Source organism: Enterobacter cloacae complex sp. 2022EL-00788 (genome assembly GCF_026627565.1).
In the GTDB taxonomy this organism is placed as follows: domain Bacteria; phylum Pseudomonadota; class Gammaproteobacteria; order Enterobacterales; family Enterobacteriaceae; genus Enterobacter; species Enterobacter pasteurii.
The window spans coordinates 1-15,697 of record NZ_JAPNMC010000016.1 but is presented as its reverse complement, the minus strand read 5'-3'; the positions used below and the strand labels follow the sequence as shown (position 1 = coordinate 15,697).

Below are 15,697 nucleotides of genomic sequence, written 5' to 3'. Positions count from 1 at the left end.
TGCATGAAAACGCATGATCGTTCGAAGATCTTTTTGACTTAAGCCCGTCAGTAATGGCGGGCTTTTACGTATGTTGTGCACCTGCATGAGAACCACTCCCTAAAGCGGCCAGGCGTGGCGGGGCTACGAGCGCGCGCAACAGGTATTAGATGGGAAGAATGTCTATGTCTCATTCACCTCTATTGGTAGTTGCAAATTTTAAATTGTCAAGGTAGTTTGTTGCTTTAAATCAAAAAGGAATTCAGAGATGAATATATTTGCTACATACGCACAAGAGTTTTTAAAAAAAGAAGATGTGAATAAATACTATACACCTTCTACCCCCATTTCTAACCCTGAATATTTAAAAGGTAGGGATGTTGAGGTTAAGAGTATTTTAGATAATTTAACAGTGCCTGGGCGGCACTGTATGATTTATGGTGATAGAGGCATTGGTAAAAGCTCCTTAGCAAATGCAACTGTTATTGGAGGAAGACAGTATAGTGTACTTTTAGGTGAGTACTTTAATGTAAAATGTGATACCAATACTAAATTTAAAGATATAGTTTCTGAGTGTGCTATTTTTATTTCACAAAATCCGGAAAAATTCAAAGAAGAAAAAGTAATAAAGGCAGGACTGTCTGCAAAGTTTTTCAGTTTTTTTACGGGGAATGTGGGATATGAGGAAAAAATCACTATAGAACGAGATGAGATTACTCCACGCAAGGCAGCTACGACGGTTGGTATTGTTGAGGGGATTCTCGTTGTGGATGAATTTGATGTTTTAGAAGACAACACAAAAAAGGCTGTTGCTGAGTTCATTAAACAATTAAGTGACATAAATTCTAAATTAAAAGTTTTACTAGTAGGTATATCAAAGGATGGTAAAAGCCTTACTGCAGGCCATGAGTCCGTTAATAGATGTTTGCATGAGGTATACTTGGGCGGGGTTGATGAAAAACATTTGTTGGAAGTCATTAGCTTGGGGGAAAAAGGTTTAGGATTAACGTTTAATCAAGACATAAAAAAACAAATAGTTGATATAAGTAATGGTTTCCCTTATTTTACCCATTTGCTTTGTAAAGAGGCTGCAGAGGCAGCTATAGCGGAATCTGTCAAGACAATCGATTCTCGTATTTTCGCGAAATCAGTTGAGAAGTCCGTTCAAAATGCAGAAGGGAGATTAAGAAGAGAGTATGAAGATGCTATACGTTCTTCTAAAACGGATGTGTATAAAAAAATCCTTTACTCTGCATCAAAATTCAAAAATGAAGAGTTTGGAGTTAAAGACTGGATTAACCAGATACATAAAGATACTGGGACGCGATATAACAATCAAAGTATGAGTAACTATACTGGTCGACTAATCAAGAAAGACTATGGTGCGACAATTAAAAGATTAAGCAGGGGGGTCTATAAATTTAATGATCCGAGAATGCCAAGTTTTATTCGATTAGCTAATATGTAAAGAAAAAGGCCGTATTTAACGGCCTTTTATTTATGCTAGGTAATGTTTAAATCGTAAATTTCAAAGCGTATCACCTCTTCACCCAGCCATTCATTAAGCTCCTGAAGGCGTTTCTGCAGCGGCATTAATTCGTTACGGACAAACACGCGGCTGGCTTTTTCCACATCACCAAAGCCGCCTGTATTGTTGGGAATTATGCCCATCATCTGTGGCGGCACACGGTGCGCAGCCATCATGTCATCGCGGCTCACGTTCTTGATATTCAGAAACTCATCCTTTGCCGCAACTTCCGACAGCGGGATGATTTGAATCCCGTCTTTTTTGCCGTTGGGCGAGTACATGAATAAGTTGCGGAAGTTACCCGGGCCCTTGGAACTTTTCATGGCCTGGCGGATGTTGTTCACGTCCTCCTGATTCTGCGCAGCGTCGGTCATGTACATGATAAAGCCCGCATGGCTGCCGTTAATGTAATACTTGCGGCGGAAAAGCGTGGCGGACTCGTTGAGCAGGGCGGACGGAATGGCTGAGAGGTAGCCGGGTAGCCCGTAGATTTCCTGGTTAATATCAGGTTCAAGAAGATGGAAAATGCTCCCCGGCGTGAATTCGTAGGGCTGCGTTGCGAATCCGTATTGCACAAACCAGTAGGTGTCCAGGTCAACGCCGCGGCGGGTATATTTCGCCAGGGCTGGCTCCAGCGAGAGAACGCCGCCGAGCCGGTTGGTGCGTTTCTCAAGGTAGGCGTTGCCGAATACCAGATAGTCCTGCACGAAACGGGAAAAGGCCTGCTGGCTTAGCAGGCGGTGCGGAATATAGGTGCTGCTGAGAATGTCACGCTTAACGGCAATCGGTGAGCTATGATGCACGGCGGCGCGGTAGGTTCGCGCCAGCCCGTCAAAACTCACCGGCGGTTCATACCAGCGGTCCATCTGCACGCACTCCACATAATCTAGCAGTTCCCGGCGGTCCAGTACCGGGATTGGATCGCCAAAGCTGAATGCTTCAGCTGAAGCGCCGCCCGTTTTTGCACTGTGATTTGCAGCTGTGCGGTTATTTTTGTTTTTACGTTTGCTCATGCCAGTTGCTCCTTATCAGCCTGGGGCCATTGGCACATAAACAGCATTTTCCAGTCCTCTGCTGAAAATTCTTTTTTCATACTATTTAGCCATTCATCATCAAAGAGCGCGGCCCCGGATGCTGCAGCGTCATCAGCGGTAAACGTCATGCTGGTTGTGCTGCTGCGGGCGGTCAGTTTTTTGTATTCCCGCCATGCCTCCGGGCTGGGGCTTGGGGTGGTGTAGTAGGTTGCATGGTAACGCGCGTGCATGGACAGACCCCTAGCAAGCGCGATTATGTTTTTCGGGGAATCCGCCCAGGCATATTCAGACACGTATACGTTTCCATGGAGCGCGGCGCAGTGGCTTTCCGGGTCGATGAAGTAGATGTGTGCGCCATTGGTGAGTACCAGACAGTAATCTGTCATGCTCGCTACATGATTTTGCAGCTGCGGCACGGCCTGATTGAGTAGCGCATTGATATAGGCGCGGTTAGCCTGAGAGTGGGCACTGCCGCACCCCAGGAAAATCTGGTTTCGGCCTGTTGCCAGTGCATCAGACAAAGCCTCGAGGGAGAAAAACCAGTCAGCACCGCACTGGCGCATTTTTGTTAGGACTCGCACACTGCCGCGAGAGGCAGAAATCCAGTTCTTTTGATAACTAAATGGGTGGGCACCGGTTTTAAAGCAGGCCGCTGAAAGTAAATTTATGAGGGTAGGTTGCATCAAAAAATCTCCACAATGTTGCTGGTATTGGCGGCTTCGCCCTGCAGCGGTTCGTTAAACAGTGCGTGCATCGTTGCCCAGGCCAGGTCTGCATGGCTGGCTTCTTCGCTGCGGCTGGCTTCGTAGGTGGGGCGGTTCCCGCTGGCGGTGGTTGCACGGCGGATTGCCATAAAGGACTGCGCAATGTCGGTGTGCCCGGCGTCAAACTCCAGGCGTCGGTGGCTGATAATGTCGTATGCCTTGAGCACCAGGGCGTTTTTGACGTTGGGGTTGTAAACAAACTCCCGGACCGCCGGGAAGAACGCTTTCACGTTCTCATAGACGCCGTGGCCGACGCCGGTAGAGTCGATGCCGATATAGGTCACGTTGTACTGCTGGGTCAGCTTTTTAATGGCGTCAGCCTGGGCGCGGAAGTCCATCCCGCGCCACTGGTGCCGCTCCAGAATGCGGAACTTGCCGCCCGGCACCGTGGGTGGTGCCACCACCACGCATCCGGCGCTGTCGCCATTCTGCGTACCCTTCGCCGGGTCATAGCCGATCCAGACTTCACGCCAGCCAAACGGGCGCAGCGCCAGCGCCTGAAAGTCGGACCAGACTTCCCAGCTGTCCACCATGCACGCCTGCAGCTCGCTCAGCGGGAATACTGACGCCAGATCGTCAATGAATTCGCACATAAGCAGGTTCTGGTATTCGTCCGGGCTGTACTCCATGCGCAGCTGGTCCAGGTCGAACAGGTTACAGCCGCCGCGCACCGCATCCTCCACGGTGACGATCTGGCGGTACTGACCGTCCGGGCAAAGCAGGCCCGGGGCCAGATTGCCGTGGGTCAGGTCAATATCCACCTTGTCCGCTTTGGCGCGGCCCCGGTTGAACAGCGCGCCGGACCAGAACGGATAGGCGCTGTGGGTCAGGCTGGACGGGGTTGAAAAGTAGGTCTGCCGCCATTTTTTGTGAATGGCCATACCGGAGGCTACCTTGCGCAGCTCCTGGAATTTCGGTATCCAGAAATATTCATCCAGGTAAAGATTGCCGTGATAGCTCTGCGCCGTGCGGGCGTTGGTGCCGAGGAAGTACAGGCACGCGCCGTTGCTGAGCGTCATCGGATCGCCTTTCAGCTCTACATCCACTTCTTTTGCAAAGTCGATGATGTACTGCTTGAAAACATGCGCCTGTGCCTTGCTGGCTGAGAGAAAAATCTGGTTGCGGCCGGTGGTGATGGCGTCAATCAGCGCCTCCCGGGCAAAAAAGAAGGTCGCTCCGATCTGGCGCGATTTCAGCAGGTTGCGGATACGGTGGCGGTTGCCTGCCTCGTACCAGTGGCGCTGGTAGGCGAACATCGAGCCGTGGAAAACCTCCTGCAGCTTCTCGATCTGTTCGTCGGTGAAAACATTCTTTTCGGGCTGGCGGCGCGGGCCTTTGTTGCGGTTGGCAACCTTCGGATTTAAATCAGCCTCATTGCCGCCATCGTTAAATTTACCGATCCGGGCGTGGCGCTCTGACTGGCGCGCCAGCAGGTCAATTTCCTTGAAGTCTTTCCCTTCTTTCTGCTCCTTCATAATGAGCTGGCAGTAGCGCGCGGCGGTGGTGAGCTGCATCTGATCCAGCGGCCCATACTCGCCCCACTTGTCGCGTTTCTTCCAGCTGTGAACGGTTGCAACTTTCTCGCCCAGCATTTCTGCAATGCGGGCTATGCGGTATCCCTGAAAGTACAGCAGCATGGCCTGCCGACGGGGATCGAGGTCTGCGGGGGTCATTGTCGTGTTCATGGCCCAAACATACGGCCTTGCCCGGCGGCTTTCCCCGGCTGCGGTTTGTGTGGCTGACCGTACAAGCGCCGCGCGTTGTTTCACTCCCCCCATCACCGCAAACATAAGGCTCCAGTAAGTTTTTTCTAACGGAGCACGGCTCATGACAGTGAAAGCAAAGCGTTTCCGCATCGGGGTGGAAGGTGCCACCACCGACGGGCGAGAAATCCAGCGCGAATGGCTGGTACAAATGGCTGCCAGCTACAACCCTGCGGTGTATACGGCGCAAATTAACCTTGAGCACATTAAAGGCTATTCGCCGGATGGCACGTTTAAGCGTTATGGGCATGTCACCAGCTTAACTGCCGAAGAAATCACGGAAGGGCCATTAAAAGGGAAAATGGGGCTATACGCCGAGATTAACCCATCGCCTGATCTGATTAGTCTGATTAAGCAGTGGCAAAAGCAATTCACCTCTATGGAAGTCAGCCCGAAATTTGCCGACACCGGCAAAGCCTATCTCGTCGGCCTGGCCGCCACTGACGATCCGGCTAGCCTTGGCACCGAGATGCTGGCTTTCAGTGCCACCGCCAAACAGAACCCGCTGGCTAACCGCAAGCAGAGTCCTGAAAACCTGTTTACCGCCGCCGAAGAAACGCTGATCGAACTGGAAGAAACCCAGGACGAAAAGCCGTCCCTCTTTGCCCGCGTCACCGCCCTGTTCACCAAAAAAGAGCAGACCGATGATGCGCGTTTCTCAGACGTGCACAAAGCCGTTGAGCTGGTCGCCAACGAGCAGCAGAACCTGAGCGAGCGCACTGATAAATCCCTGTCCGACCAGGACGCGCGCATTTCTGAGCTTGAATCCTCGCTGCAGGAGCAGCAGGCCGCCTTTGCCGAGCTTCAGCAGCAGCTGAGCCGTGAAGACAGCCGTAAAGATTACCGCCAGCGCGCGCCGGGCGGTGACGCACCGGCAGGCACCCTGACCAATTGCTGATGGAGCATAAAACCCGATGAAAAAGAATACCCGCTTTGCCTTTAACGCCTACCTGCAGCAGCTGGCACGCCTGAACAACGTGGAAGTGGAAGAACTTTCCAGCAAGTTCACCGTGGACCCGTCCGTGCAGCAGACGCTGGAAGACCAGATCCAGCAGTCCGCCGCTTTTCTGACGCTGATTAACATCACGCCGGTTGCGGAACAGTCCGGCCAGCTGCTTGGCCTGGGCGTTGGCTCCACCATTGCCGGAACCACCGACACCAACACCAAAGAGCGCGAACCTACCGATCCCATGCTGATGGAGGACGTGGAATATAAATGCGAACAGACCAACTTTGACACGGTGCTGACCTACGCAAAGCTGGACCTGTGGGCGAAATTTCAGGACTTCCAGGTGCGTATCCGTAACGCCATCGTCAAGCGCCAGGCGCTGGACCGCATCATGATCGGCTTTAACGGTGTGAAGCGCGCCAAAACCTCCAACCGCGCAGAAAACCCGCTGCTGCAGGACGTGAATAAGGGCTGGCTGCAGAAAATCCGCGAAGACGCGCCGGACCACGTTATGGGCAGCACCACCCAGGACGGCACCACCACTGCAGGCGCGGTAAAGGTGGGCAAGGGTGGCGACTATGCCAACCTGGACGCCGTGGTGATGGATGCGGTTAACGAGCTGATCGACGTGGTGTATCAGGATGATGACGAGCTGGTTGTTATCTGCGGCCGCGAGTTGCTGTCTGACAAGTATTTCCCGCTGGTTAACAAAGAGCAGGAAAACAGCGAGAAAATCGCCGCCGATCTGATTATCAGCCAGAAACGCATGGGCGGCCTGCAGGCGGTGCGTGCGCCGTTCTTCCCGGCCAATGCCCTGCTGATCACCCGTCTGGATAACCTGTCCATTTACTGGCAGGAGGACACCCGCCGCCGTTCTGTTATCGACAACCCGAAACGTGACCGGATTGAAAACTTCGAATCCGTCAACGAAGCGTACGTGATTGAAGACTACCGCTGCGCGGCCCTGGTCGAAAATATCGAAATCGGTGATTTCAGCGCGCCAGCTGCGCCGGAAGGTGGGGAGTAACGCATGAGCCTGAGTCCCGCACGGCAGCACCGCCTGCGCATTCAGGCCGAACAGGCCGCCCGGGAGGGCGGCAGTGTTCGCCATGCGTCCGGCTATGACCTGATGCTGCTGCAGCTGGCAGAAGACCGCCGCCGCCTTAAGGGTATCCAGTCCACCGTGAAAAAGGCGGCAATCAAGGTGGAGCTTCTGCCGAAGTATGCCGCCTGGGCGGAGGGCGTGCTGGCTGCCGGAGGTGCGCAGCAGGATGACGTGCTGATGTACGTGATGCTGTGGCGTATCGATGCCGGTGATTATGCCGGTGCGCTGGAGATCGGGCGTCATGCGCTGCGCCATGGCTGGGTGATGCCGCTGGGCAACCGCAACGTGCAGACCGTTCTGGCGGAAGAAATGGCGGACGCCGCACAAGGCGCCCTGCTGGCCGCCGCCGGTTTTGATGCCGATCTGCTCCTGCAGACGCTGGAACTGACTACCGATCTGGATATGCCGGACCAGTCCCGGGCACGCCTGCATAAAGCCATCGGCGCGGTACTGACCGAAAGCAACCCGGCTTCTGCCCTGAATCACCTTACCCATGCGCTGCAGCTCGATCCCCGCTGCGGCGTGAAAAAAGAAAAGCAGCAGCTGGAGCGCAGATTGCGCAGTGACAGCCGCTAACGAACGTGCCCCGCGCACGGGCGGCACGGGGTGGCGAAAGGCACTGCCACATCAAAACCCCGTCCACCGCCCACTATTTCAGGAGAAAGCCGCATGCAGTTTATTGCGCCAGAACAGGCACCGGAACAGGCGGACGTTATTAAAAATACGCCGTTCTGGCCTGATGTGGACCTGTCGGAATTTCGCAGTGTGATGCGCACTGACGGCACGGTGACGCAGCCCCGTCTGAGGCAGGTTGCGCTGACAGCCATTTCCGAAGTTAACGCTGAGCTGTACGACTTCCGCAACCGTCAGCAGATGCTGGGCTACCGGGATCTGGCTGACGTGCCGGCGGAAATGCTGGACGGCAAAAGCGAGCGCATTCAGCACTACCTCAACGCCGTGTATTGCTGGGCGCGCGCCGTGCTCAATGAGCGTTACCAGGATTATGACGCCACGGCGTCCGGGGTAAAGCGAGGGGAGGAACTGGCGGAGGCCAGCGGCGATCTGTGGCGTGATGCCCGCTGGGCTATCAGCCGGGTGCAGGATGCACCGCACTGTACGGTGGAGCTTATCTGATGAAAGTGCGTGCGCACCAGTATGACACGGTGGACGCGCTTTGCTGGCGTCATTACGGGCGCACGCAGGGTGTCACCGAGCAGGTTCTGCAGGCAAATCCGGGGCTGGCTGAGTATGGCCCTTTTTTACCGCACGGACTGCAGGTGGAGCTGCCGGATATTCCGGCGACAACCACGGCGCAGACCGTCCAGCTATGGGACTGAATTATGACGCTTGAACGAATCAGCGCCTTTATCACGTACTGCATCGCTGTTTTGCTGGCATGGCTGGGCGATCTGTCGCTTAAGGATGCTTCAACGGTTGGCGGCGTGCTGATTGGTGTGCTGATGCTGGCTATCAACTGGTACTACAAGCACAAAACCTACCAGCTGCTGCGCGACGGGCAAATCACGCGGGGGGAATATGAATCCTTCAATCGTTAAACGCTGCCTTGTCGGGGTGGTGCTGGCTATCGCCGCCACGCTGCCCGGTTTCCAGTCGCTCAACACCTCCGTCGAGGGGCTGAAGCTGTTGGCCGATTTTGAGGGGTGCCGCCTGCAGCCTTACCAGTGCAGCGCGGGTGTCTGGACTGACGGGATCGGCAATACGTCCGGTGTAGTGCCCGGTAAAACCATCACGGAACGGCAGGCGGCGCAGGGGTTAATCAGCAATGTGTTGCTGACGGAAAAAAGGCTGGATGCGTGCCTTAAGGTCAGGCCCCCGCAGCATGTTTACGATGCGCTGGTAAGCATCGGCTTCAACGTGGGCACCGGCGCAATATGCCGATCCACCATGGTGTCCTACATCAACCGCCAGCAGTGGTGGCAGGCATGTAACGAGCTGCCGCGCTGGGTTTACGTCAACGGTAAGAAAAATAAAGGGCTGGAGAACCGCCGCGCGCGGGAGCTGGCCTGGTGCTTAAAAGGAGCGTAACGGAATGAAAAAGAAAGTTATCAGCGTTTTTTTCCAGCTGGCATGGGCCGCACTGTTGGTCATCAGTTTGTTTTATCCGCGCAGCGGCGCGCCTGTTCTGGTTGGCGCGTCTGTCTGGGTGTCCTGCATCCTCGCCTGGCTGCTTGCGGCACTGTGCGCTGTGGGGTGGTTCGCCGGAGATCGGGCGCGCGATGAAGTCAGGGCGGCATTGCTGAAGTTCAGGGAGCACCCCGTAAAACCCGTGCGTACATGGGCCATCAGGCTGTTGATTGTTCTTTGCCTGGCGTTTTCGGGATGGGTGATCACCCTGGTGTTTTACCTGCTGACGCTGGTTCTTTACCAGATTGCCCGCGTGCAGCTTCATGAGCCGACGGCAGCCTGATGCGGGCGCTGGCGGTAGTGCTGGCGCTGACGCTCGCAGCGCTGGGCTGGCAGTCGTGGCGGCTTAACAATGCCAGCCACACCATCGAGACGCAGGGCGCGGTGCTGAAAAGCAAAGCGCAGGAACTGACGAAGAAAAACAGCCAGCTGATCGGCCTGTCCATTCTGACTGAAACCAACAGCCGGGAGCAGATGCGGCTTTATGCGGTTGCGGAGCAGAACTCCGCGCTGCTGCGCAGCCGTCAGCACCGGATAGAGGAACTGAAACGTGAAAATGAGGATTTGCGGCGCTGGGCTGACACTCCTTTGCCTGCTGACATTATCCGGCTGCGGGAACGTCCGTCCCTCGCCGGAGGTGCAGCTTACCGTGAGTGGCTGTCCCAGAGTGACGCAGTGCCGCCTGGAAAGGTCAGCGCCGCGCAGTAACGGCGATCTGAATGCGGTGCTGGATGAAACGGAGGCCGCCTGGGCGGCGTGTGCTGACAAAGTGGACACGATAATTGCGTGTCAGGAGCGAGACAGTGAACAAGCCGCAGTCTTTACGCAGCGCCCTGAATAAGGCGGTGCCGTATGTCCGCAGTAACCCGGACAAACTACACCTGTTTGTGGATAACGGCTCACTGGTGGCTACCGGGGCCAGCTCCATGTCATGGGAGTACCGCTACACCCTGAACGTGGTAATCGAGGATTTCAGCGGGGACCAGAATCTGCTGATGGCTCCCGTTCTGCTCTGGCTCACGGACAATCAGCCGGATGCAATTAATAACCCTGAACTGCGCGAAAAGCTGTTCACCTTTGACGTAGATATTCTGCGCAATGATGTGTGCGATATCAGCCTGAATCTGCAGCTGACGGAGCGCGTGCTGGTCAGCACTGACGGGGGCGTTTCGAGCGTTGAAGCGGTGCCGGAACCGGACGTACCGGAGGAAATGTGGACGGTGAAGCATGGATGATCTGCAGAGGGTGGATGACTGGCTGGCAGCGTTGCTGGCAAATCTGGAGCCCGCCGCGCGCAGCCGCATGATGCGTCAGCTGGCGCAGGAATTGCGCCGCAGGCAGCAGCAGAATATCAGGCTGCAGCGAAACCCGGACGGGAGCGGCTATGAGCCGCGCCGGGTAACGGCCCGCAGTAAAAAGGGCCGCATTAAGCGCCAGATGTTTGCAAAGCTTCGCACCACCAAATACCTGAAAACCGCTGCCAGTGCAGATTCTGCCAGCGTGCAGTTTGACGGCTCAGTACAGCGTATTGCCCGTGTTCACCATTACGGCCTGCGTGATCGCGTCAGCCGCAAAGGGCCGGAGGTTCGCTACTCGCAGCGCCGCCTGCTGGGCGTGAATGATGAAGTAGAAGACGTAACCCGTGACACCCTGCTGCGCTGGCTGGCGCAGTGATCTTTGTATCAGGCATGGCACAAGTGCCCGCACTGCCCCCTGCTTCCCTCTGATGGCAACCTTTCGTTATGAACGCACAACTGACCGAAATCATGCGCCTTATCACCAACCTGATCCGCACCGGCACCGTGACCGAAGTGGACCGGGAAAACTGGCTGTGCCGGGTAAAGATTGGCGAGCTTGAAACCAACTGGATTAACTGGCTTACGCTGCGGGCCGGGGGCGGCCGCACCTGGTGGTGCCCGTCGCCGGATGAACAGGCGGTGGTGCTTAGCATGGGCGGGAACCTTGAAACCGCCTTTGCGCTGCCTGCCATTTACTCCAATCAGTTTGCGCCGCCGTCGGATTCTGTGGACGGCTGCGTGACGGAATACCCGGACGGGGGCTGGTTTGAGTACGAGCCCGCCACCGGACGCTGGCACGTAAAAGGTATCAAATCCATGGTGATCGAGGCGGCTGACAATATCACCCTGAAAACCAGTGAGTTTGTGGTGGAGGCTGATAATACCCGCATTAACAGCGAAGTCGTGATTAACGGCGGCGTCACCCAGGGCGGCGGCGCTATGAGTTCTAACGGGATCGTGGTGGATAAACACGGTCACACCGGCGTTAAGTCCGGCGGCGATACGTCAGGAGGTCCGGTATGACGCTGTATAGCGGTATGAGCCAGGGCAACGGCAGGACCATTACCGATACGGACCACCTGCGCCAGTCGGTCCGGGATATTCTGCTGACCCCGCAGGGGAGCCGCATTGCCCGGCGGGAATATGGCTCCCTTCTGTCCGAACTGATAGACCAGCCACAAAACCCGGCGCTGCGCCTGCAGGTCATGTCTGCGGTCTATGTGGCCCTGAGCCGCTGGGAGCCACGGCTTACGCTGGATTCCATCACCATCAGCAGCAGCTTTGACGGCTCCATGGTGGTTGAGCTAACCGGAAGGCGCAATAACGGCGCGCCGGTGTCCCTTTCGGTATCAACAGGAGCAGACAATGGCAGTAATTGACCTTTCCCAGCTCCCCGCGCCGCAAATCGTTAAGGTGCCGGACTTTGAATCATTGCTGGCTGAACGTAAGGCCGCGTTTGTGGCCCTGTATCCGGCAGATGAACAGGACGCGGTGCGGCGCACGCTTGAGCTGGAATCTGAACCCGTCACCAAACTGCTGCAGGAAAACACCTACCGCGAGATTTTGTTACTGCAGCGTGTCAATGAGGCCGCGCAGGCGGTCATGGTGGCGTATGCCATAGGGGGCGATCTCGATCAGATGGCGGCCAACTATAACGTGAAGCGCCTGACGGTAACGCCTGCCGACAACGACGCGGTGCCGCCGGTCGCAGCGGTGATGGAAAGTGACGAGGCGCTGCGCCTGCGTGTTCCTGCTGCATTTGAGGGGCTGTCCGTTGCGGGCCCGACGGCGGCCTATGAGTTTCACGCTAAAAGCGCGGACGGGCGCGTGGCGGATGCCAGCGCAACCAGCCCGGCCCCGGCGGAGGTGGTGCTGACCGTACTGAGCCGGGAGGGCGACGGCACTGCAGGCGCCGATCTGCTGGCGGTGGTGGAGCAGGCGCTTAACAGTGAGAACGTGCGGCCGGTGGCGGACCGCCTGACGGTGCGTAGCGCCGAAATTATCCCGTACCGCGTTGATGCAACGATTTTCCTTTATCCCGGCCCGGAAGCTGAGCCGGTGATGGCAGAGGCTAAAGCCAGCCTGCAGAAGTACATTGCCAGCCAGACGCGGCTGGGACGTGATATCCGGCGCAGCGCCATTTATGCCGCGCTGCACGTTGAGGGCGTCCAGCGCGTGGAACTGGCCTCCCCGCTGGATGATGTGGTGCTCGATAAGACGCAGGCCGCGTCCTGTACGGAATGGAGCGTAACCAACGGGGGCACGGATGAATAGCCTGCTGCCGCCCGGTTCGTCACCGCTTGAGCGCCGCCTGGCGCAGACCTGCAGCGGGATATCCGATCTGCAGGTGCCGCTGCGTGATTTATGGAATCCGGCGACGTGTCCCGTTGCTTTTCTCCCGTATCTGGCCTGGGCTTTTTCCGTTGACCGCTGGGACGAAAGCTGGACCGAAAGCGTGAAGCGCCGGGTGGTGCAGGACGCTTTCTATATCCATCAGCACAAAGGAACAACCAGCGCTGTGCGGCGCGTCGTGGAGCCGTTCGGCTTCCTGATCCGCATCATTGAGTGGTGGCAGACCGGTGAAACCCCGGGCACGTTTCGCCTGGATATTGGTGTGCAGGACCAGGGCATTACGGAAGAAACCTATCTGGAGCTGGAGCGGCTGATTAGTGACGCCAAACCGTGCAGCCGTCACCTGGTGGGCATGTCCATAAACCTGCAGACCAGCGGCGATCTGTGGGTAGGTGCTGCCACCTATACCGGCGAAGAAATCACGATTTATCCGTACATCAACGAAACCATTATTTCCGGCGGCACCGCTTACGAGGGCGGCGCGGTCCATGTTATTGACACTGTGAGAGTGAACCCATGAGCGCAAAATTTTATACCCTCCTGACGGAGATCGGCGCGGCAAAACTGGCAAGCGCAGCCGCGCTTGGTGTCCCGCTGAAAATTACTAAGATGGCTGTGGGCGATGGCGGCGGGGTGCTGCCGACCCCTGACGCAAAGCAGACGGCTCTGGTTAACGAAAAACGCCGGGCTGACCTCAACATGCTGTATATCGATCCGCAGAACAGCAGCCAGATTATTGCTGAGCAGGTTATCCCGGAAACGGAGGGCGGTTGGTGGATTCGTGAGGTCGGGCTGTTTGACGATACCGGCGCGCTGATTGCGATCGGTAACTGCCCGGAGAGTTATAAGCCGCAGCTCGCAGAGGGAAGCGGCCGCACGCAGACGGTGCGCATGGTACTGATTACCAGCAGTACCGAAAACATCACCCTGAAAATTGACCCCGCAGTGGTGCTGGCAACCCGCAAATACGTGGATGACAAGGTGCTGGAGCTGAAGGTGTATGTGGATGACCTGATGGCAAAACACCTTGCCGCAGCGGACCCCCACACTCAGTACGCGCCCAAAGAGAGCCCGACGTTAACCGGCACGCCGAAAACGCCAACGGCGCCGACGGGGAATAACTCCACGCAGATTGCCAACACGGCATTTGTGCAGGCGATTGCGACGGCATTAAACAATGCGCTGGCGCTTAAGGCCCCGCTCGCAAGCCCTGGCCTGACCGGAACACCGACGGCACCGACAGCTGCGCAGACGGCCAATAACACCCAGATTGCAACCACTGCATTTGTAAAAGCAGCGCTCGCCGGGCTGGTTGGTTCATCGCCCGCGGCTCTCGATACACTCAATGAACTGGCTGCTGCGCTTGGCAATGATCCGAATTTCGCCACCACCATGACAAATGCCCTTGCAGGTAAGCAGCCCCTTGATAGCACCCTGACCAGTTTGTCAGGAAAAACGGCTGACGGGATTATTGAATACCTTCGTTTGGGAGAAGCGGCAAAAAGGACGGTTGGAAATAGCGCCAATCAACTACCTGACATGGCTTATTTCGCTAATAGCATTGCAGGCAACGGCTATGCAAAATTACCTAGTGGTTTAATTATTCAGTGGGGAAGTTTTGCAGTTACTACAACTAATGGTGTTGTAAACAGCTTGTCGGTTACTTTACCTGTTGCCTTTCCTTCCTCGCTTCTGATAGTTAATGCAATGTTCAGTACGCAAGATCCCTCGACTCGTTTTGTTGGCTTTGATACGGCAAAATCCTCTCGCGGGGTGATAAATTTCACTTACGTCACGCCCACTACTAATACAATTTACTGGATTGTTTTGGGTTATTAAAAAAATAAAGCCCTTGCGGGCTTTATTTCACTCAGGCCAATTCTTGACTATGTAACCGTTGTTTACTGCCTCAATAAGAATCCATTGGGGTATCTCAGGAAGTTCAACCTTAGGCCAACCCTCGCTCTCAGGCCAAACTTTAAACTTTTGCCTCACGTCCAAAAGTTCCGCCTGCTGTTCTGCGGTCAATGGAATATTGTTAATAGTGAAATCAGAAACAAGCATTCTATCCGTGCTGACTATGAATTCATCACGTAAAACGCGGGCGCGTGCCTTGATTTGTTCCGGGCTTTCTTCCACAACGGGAATATCTACCCAGATCGGCAGGCCGCTGTCCCCTACACCACGCATTTTTCCGTCCGGCGGAGTCGCGGAAAATTCATTGAAAATAGTGTCTTCAACTTCAATTAAGTCATTAGGTAGGCTCCCGGCATTTACATAAGACTCCTTTAAGGCTACAGGGTAAAAGGCATTGTTTGCAGGGCTAAACCAATAGTTCATAACGCACTCCTTAGTTTGAAATTCAGATCGTAAGTGCGGTTTCGTAAAAAACTTATCTGGCTACTTTGTGTGAGTAATAACACAATATTTTGACGTCAGTAGCCGACAGCGAACCAGTAAACGCTACGTTCAAAAGGTTGCTGCACGCCGTTCACTGTTCTGGCGCACAAAGCAAACGCGCTGGTTTTGTCCCTGATGAATCCATTAGTCATAGTTACCATGCTCACATCAGCGGAATCAGTTGTATGGGCCATAGCAACCAGGCATAAACCACCTACGGGAAATGCAATTGGGAATTTAAAAGAATAATTACTCGCACCGGTTAAAAGCCCCCACTGCAGCAGCATTTTTTTGCCGCCAGTAACGGGAATATATATCCAGCCATTAGCACCGATCTGTGCGGTGGCCGCCTCCATTTTTGCCGCTTCTCCCAAACGAAG

General features: G+C 55.3%; 23 protein-coding genes. 18 read left to right on the top strand and 5 right to left on the bottom strand.

Annotated elements, in window-relative coordinates; translation table 11 throughout:
* Positions 1-247: 247 nt before the first annotated feature.
* Positions 248-1,447, top strand: a complete 1,200-nt coding sequence (locus OWK27_RS20290) for an ATP-binding protein (RefSeq protein WP_267591080.1) — start codon at positions 248-250, stop codon at positions 1,445-1,447.
* Positions 1,448-1,482: 35 nt separating this feature from the next.
* Here the strand turns inward: OWK27_RS20290 and OWK27_RS20285 are convergent, their stop codons facing one another.
* The 3 genes from OWK27_RS20285 to OWK27_RS20275 are packed head-to-tail and all read right to left on the bottom strand — an operon-like array spanning position 1,483 to position 4,990.
* Entirely contained in the window at positions 1,483-2,520 is a 1,038-nt protein-coding gene (locus OWK27_RS20285; RefSeq protein ID WP_267591079.1) for a phage portal protein, read from the bottom strand.
* Positions 2,517-3,224, bottom strand: coding sequence for a terminase large subunit domain-containing protein (locus OWK27_RS20280; protein ID WP_267591078.1), 708 nt, complete (start codon positions 3,222-3,224; stop codon positions 2,517-2,519). The genes OWK27_RS20285 and OWK27_RS20280 overlap by 4 nt, the downstream gene beginning before the upstream one ends.
* On the bottom strand, positions 3,224-4,990 hold the full coding sequence (locus OWK27_RS20275) for a terminase ATPase subunit family protein (RefSeq protein ID WP_267591077.1): 1,767 nt from the start codon (positions 4,988-4,990) through the stop codon (positions 3,224-3,226). The genes OWK27_RS20280 and OWK27_RS20275 overlap by 1 nt, the downstream gene beginning before the upstream one ends.
* 142 nt (positions 4,991-5,132) lie before the next feature.
* Between OWK27_RS20275 and OWK27_RS20270 the strand changes: the two genes are divergently transcribed.
* The 17 genes from OWK27_RS20270 to OWK27_RS20190 all read left to right on the top strand — a co-directional run bounded on the left by OWK27_RS20270 (position 5,133) and on the right by OWK27_RS20190 (position 14,756).
* Complete coding sequence (locus OWK27_RS20270) at positions 5,133-5,966, top strand: GPO family capsid scaffolding protein (protein ID WP_267591076.1); 834 nt, start codon at positions 5,133-5,135, stop codon at positions 5,964-5,966.
* Between the two features lie 16 nt (positions 5,967-5,982).
* Positions 5,983-7,044: a phage major capsid protein, P2 family gene (locus OWK27_RS20265; protein ID WP_045325544.1), complete on the top strand. Its 1,062-nt coding sequence runs from the start codon at positions 5,983-5,985 to the stop codon at positions 7,042-7,044.
* Positions 7,045-7,047: 3 nt separating this feature from the next.
* Complete coding sequence (gene gpM / locus OWK27_RS20260) at positions 7,048-7,698, top strand: phage terminase small subunit (RefSeq protein ID WP_045325543.1); 651 nt, start codon at positions 7,048-7,050, stop codon at positions 7,696-7,698.
* 93 nt (positions 7,699-7,791) lie between these two features.
* Positions 7,792-8,256, top strand: a complete 465-nt coding sequence (locus OWK27_RS20255) for a head completion/stabilization protein (protein WP_063160898.1) — start codon at positions 7,792-7,794, stop codon at positions 8,254-8,256.
* Entirely contained in the window at positions 8,256-8,459 is a 204-nt protein-coding gene (locus OWK27_RS20250; RefSeq protein WP_039029574.1) for a tail protein X, read from the top strand. Before OWK27_RS20255 ends, OWK27_RS20250 begins: the two co-directional genes overlap by 1 nt.
* A gap of 3 nt (positions 8,460-8,462) precedes the next feature.
* Positions 8,463-8,678, top strand: coding sequence for an HP1 family phage holin (locus OWK27_RS20245; protein WP_039029573.1), 216 nt, complete (start codon positions 8,463-8,465; stop codon positions 8,676-8,678).
* A complete protein-coding gene (locus OWK27_RS20240) occupies positions 8,659-9,168 on the top strand; it encodes a lysozyme (RefSeq protein ID WP_085036898.1) in 510 nt (169 codons plus the stop codon). Before OWK27_RS20245 ends, OWK27_RS20240 begins: the two co-directional genes overlap by 20 nt.
* 4 nt (positions 9,169-9,172) lie before the next feature.
* Positions 9,173-9,550: a DNZ54_00345 family protein gene (locus tag OWK27_RS20235; RefSeq protein WP_063945551.1), complete on the top strand. Its 378-nt coding sequence runs from the start codon at positions 9,173-9,175 to the stop codon at positions 9,548-9,550.
* A complete protein-coding gene (lysB, locus tag OWK27_RS20230; protein WP_267591119.1) occupies positions 9,547-9,975 on the top strand; it encodes an Rz-like lysis system protein LysB in 429 nt (142 codons plus the stop codon). The genes OWK27_RS20235 and lysB overlap by 4 nt, the downstream gene beginning before the upstream one ends.
* Positions 9,860-10,108, top strand: coding sequence for an Rz1-like lysis system protein LysC (lysC, locus tag OWK27_RS20225; RefSeq protein ID WP_229692540.1), 249 nt, complete (start codon positions 9,860-9,862; stop codon positions 10,106-10,108). The genes lysB and lysC overlap by 116 nt, the downstream gene beginning before the upstream one ends.
* On the top strand, positions 10,071-10,502 hold the full coding sequence (locus OWK27_RS20220) for a phage tail protein (RefSeq protein ID WP_085036896.1): 432 nt from the start codon (positions 10,071-10,073) through the stop codon (positions 10,500-10,502). The genes lysC and OWK27_RS20220 overlap by 38 nt, the downstream gene beginning before the upstream one ends.
* On the top strand, positions 10,495-10,941 hold the full coding sequence (locus OWK27_RS20215) for a phage virion morphogenesis protein (RefSeq protein ID WP_267591075.1): 447 nt from the start codon (positions 10,495-10,497) through the stop codon (positions 10,939-10,941). The genes OWK27_RS20220 and OWK27_RS20215 overlap by 8 nt, the downstream gene beginning before the upstream one ends.
* Before the next feature lie 68 nt (positions 10,942-11,009).
* Positions 11,010-11,588, top strand: a complete 579-nt coding sequence (locus OWK27_RS20210) for a phage baseplate assembly protein V (RefSeq protein ID WP_267591074.1) — start codon at positions 11,010-11,012, stop codon at positions 11,586-11,588.
* Positions 11,585-11,944 carry a GPW/gp25 family protein gene (locus OWK27_RS20205; RefSeq protein WP_267591073.1) on the top strand — a complete coding sequence of 120 codons (360 nt, stop codon included), beginning with the start codon at positions 11,585-11,587 and terminating at the stop codon, positions 11,942-11,944. Before OWK27_RS20210 ends, OWK27_RS20205 begins: the two co-directional genes overlap by 4 nt.
* Positions 11,931-12,839: a baseplate assembly protein gene (locus OWK27_RS20200; protein ID WP_105535776.1), complete on the top strand. Its 909-nt coding sequence runs from the start codon at positions 11,931-11,933 to the stop codon at positions 12,837-12,839. Before OWK27_RS20205 ends, OWK27_RS20200 begins: the two co-directional genes overlap by 14 nt.
* Positions 12,832-13,437 carry a phage tail protein I gene (locus OWK27_RS20195; RefSeq protein ID WP_045325525.1) on the top strand — a complete coding sequence of 202 codons (606 nt, stop codon included), beginning with the start codon at positions 12,832-12,834 and terminating at the stop codon, positions 13,435-13,437. Before OWK27_RS20200 ends, OWK27_RS20195 begins: the two co-directional genes overlap by 8 nt.
* On the top strand, positions 13,434-14,756 hold the full coding sequence (locus OWK27_RS20190; protein ID WP_267591072.1) for a phage tail protein: 1,323 nt from the start codon (positions 13,434-13,436) through the stop codon (positions 14,754-14,756). Before OWK27_RS20195 ends, OWK27_RS20190 begins: the two co-directional genes overlap by 4 nt.
* Before the next feature lie 27 nt (positions 14,757-14,783).
* On the opposite strand, the gene OWK27_RS20185 is transcribed toward OWK27_RS20190, so the two are convergent.
* A complete protein-coding gene (locus tag OWK27_RS20185) occupies positions 14,784-15,257 on the bottom strand; it encodes a tail fiber assembly protein (RefSeq protein ID WP_047367118.1) in 474 nt (157 codons plus the stop codon).
* Positions 15,258-15,352: 95 nt separating this feature from the next.
* Positions 15,353-15,697: gp53-like domain-containing protein (locus OWK27_RS20180; RefSeq protein WP_420713006.1), on the bottom strand; the 345-nt coding region annotated here is incomplete at its 5' end.

Excerpts from the sequence above, each read along its gene's own strand:
- OWK27_RS20250 (WP_039029574.1), top strand. The coding sequence starts at position 8,256 with ATGAAAGTGCGTGCGCACCAGTATGACACGGTGGACGCGCTTTGCTGG.
- OWK27_RS20245 (WP_039029573.1), top strand. The coding sequence starts at position 8,463 with ATGACGCTTGAACGAATCAGCGCCTTTATCACGTACTGCATCGCTGTT.
- OWK27_RS20280 (WP_267591078.1), bottom strand. The coding sequence starts at position 3,224 with ATGCAACCTACCCTCATAAATTTACTTTCAGCGGCCTGCTTTAAAACC.
- OWK27_RS20185 (WP_047367118.1), bottom strand. The coding sequence starts at position 15,257 with ATGAACTATTGGTTTAGCCCTGCAAACAATGCCTTTTACCCTGTAGCC.
- OWK27_RS20265 (WP_045325544.1), top strand. The coding sequence starts at position 5,983 with ATGAAAAAGAATACCCGCTTTGCCTTTAACGCCTACCTGCAGCAGCTG.
- OWK27_RS20275 (WP_267591077.1), bottom strand. The coding sequence starts at position 4,990 with ATGAACACGACAATGACCCCCGCAGACCTCGATCCCCGTCGGCAGGCC.
- OWK27_RS20190 (WP_267591072.1), top strand. The coding sequence starts at position 13,434 with ATGAGCGCAAAATTTTATACCCTCCTGACGGAGATCGGCGCGGCAAAA.
- OWK27_RS20290 (WP_267591080.1), top strand. The coding sequence starts at position 248 with ATGAATATATTTGCTACATACGCACAAGAGTTTTTAAAAAAAGAAGAT.
- OWK27_RS20270 (WP_267591076.1), top strand. The coding sequence starts at position 5,133 with ATGACAGTGAAAGCAAAGCGTTTCCGCATCGGGGTGGAAGGTGCCACC.
- OWK27_RS20215 (WP_267591075.1), top strand. The coding sequence starts at position 10,495 with ATGGATGATCTGCAGAGGGTGGATGACTGGCTGGCAGCGTTGCTGGCA.
- OWK27_RS20285 (WP_267591079.1), bottom strand. The coding sequence starts at position 2,520 with ATGAGCAAACGTAAAAACAAAAATAACCGCACAGCTGCAAATCACAGT.
- OWK27_RS20205 (WP_267591073.1), top strand. The coding sequence starts at position 11,585 with ATGACGCTGTATAGCGGTATGAGCCAGGGCAACGGCAGGACCATTACC.
- gpM (WP_045325543.1), top strand. The coding sequence starts at position 7,048 with ATGAGCCTGAGTCCCGCACGGCAGCACCGCCTGCGCATTCAGGCCGAA.
- OWK27_RS20255 (WP_063160898.1), top strand. The coding sequence starts at position 7,792 with ATGCAGTTTATTGCGCCAGAACAGGCACCGGAACAGGCGGACGTTATT.
- OWK27_RS20210 (WP_267591074.1), top strand. The coding sequence starts at position 11,010 with ATGAACGCACAACTGACCGAAATCATGCGCCTTATCACCAACCTGATC.
- OWK27_RS20240 (WP_085036898.1), top strand. The coding sequence starts at position 8,659 with ATGAATCCTTCAATCGTTAAACGCTGCCTTGTCGGGGTGGTGCTGGCT.
- OWK27_RS20195 (WP_045325525.1), top strand. The coding sequence starts at position 12,832 with ATGAATAGCCTGCTGCCGCCCGGTTCGTCACCGCTTGAGCGCCGCCTG.
- OWK27_RS20200 (WP_105535776.1), top strand. The coding sequence starts at position 11,931 with ATGGCAGTAATTGACCTTTCCCAGCTCCCCGCGCCGCAAATCGTTAAG.
- OWK27_RS20235 (WP_063945551.1), top strand. The coding sequence starts at position 9,173 with ATGAAAAAGAAAGTTATCAGCGTTTTTTTCCAGCTGGCATGGGCCGCA.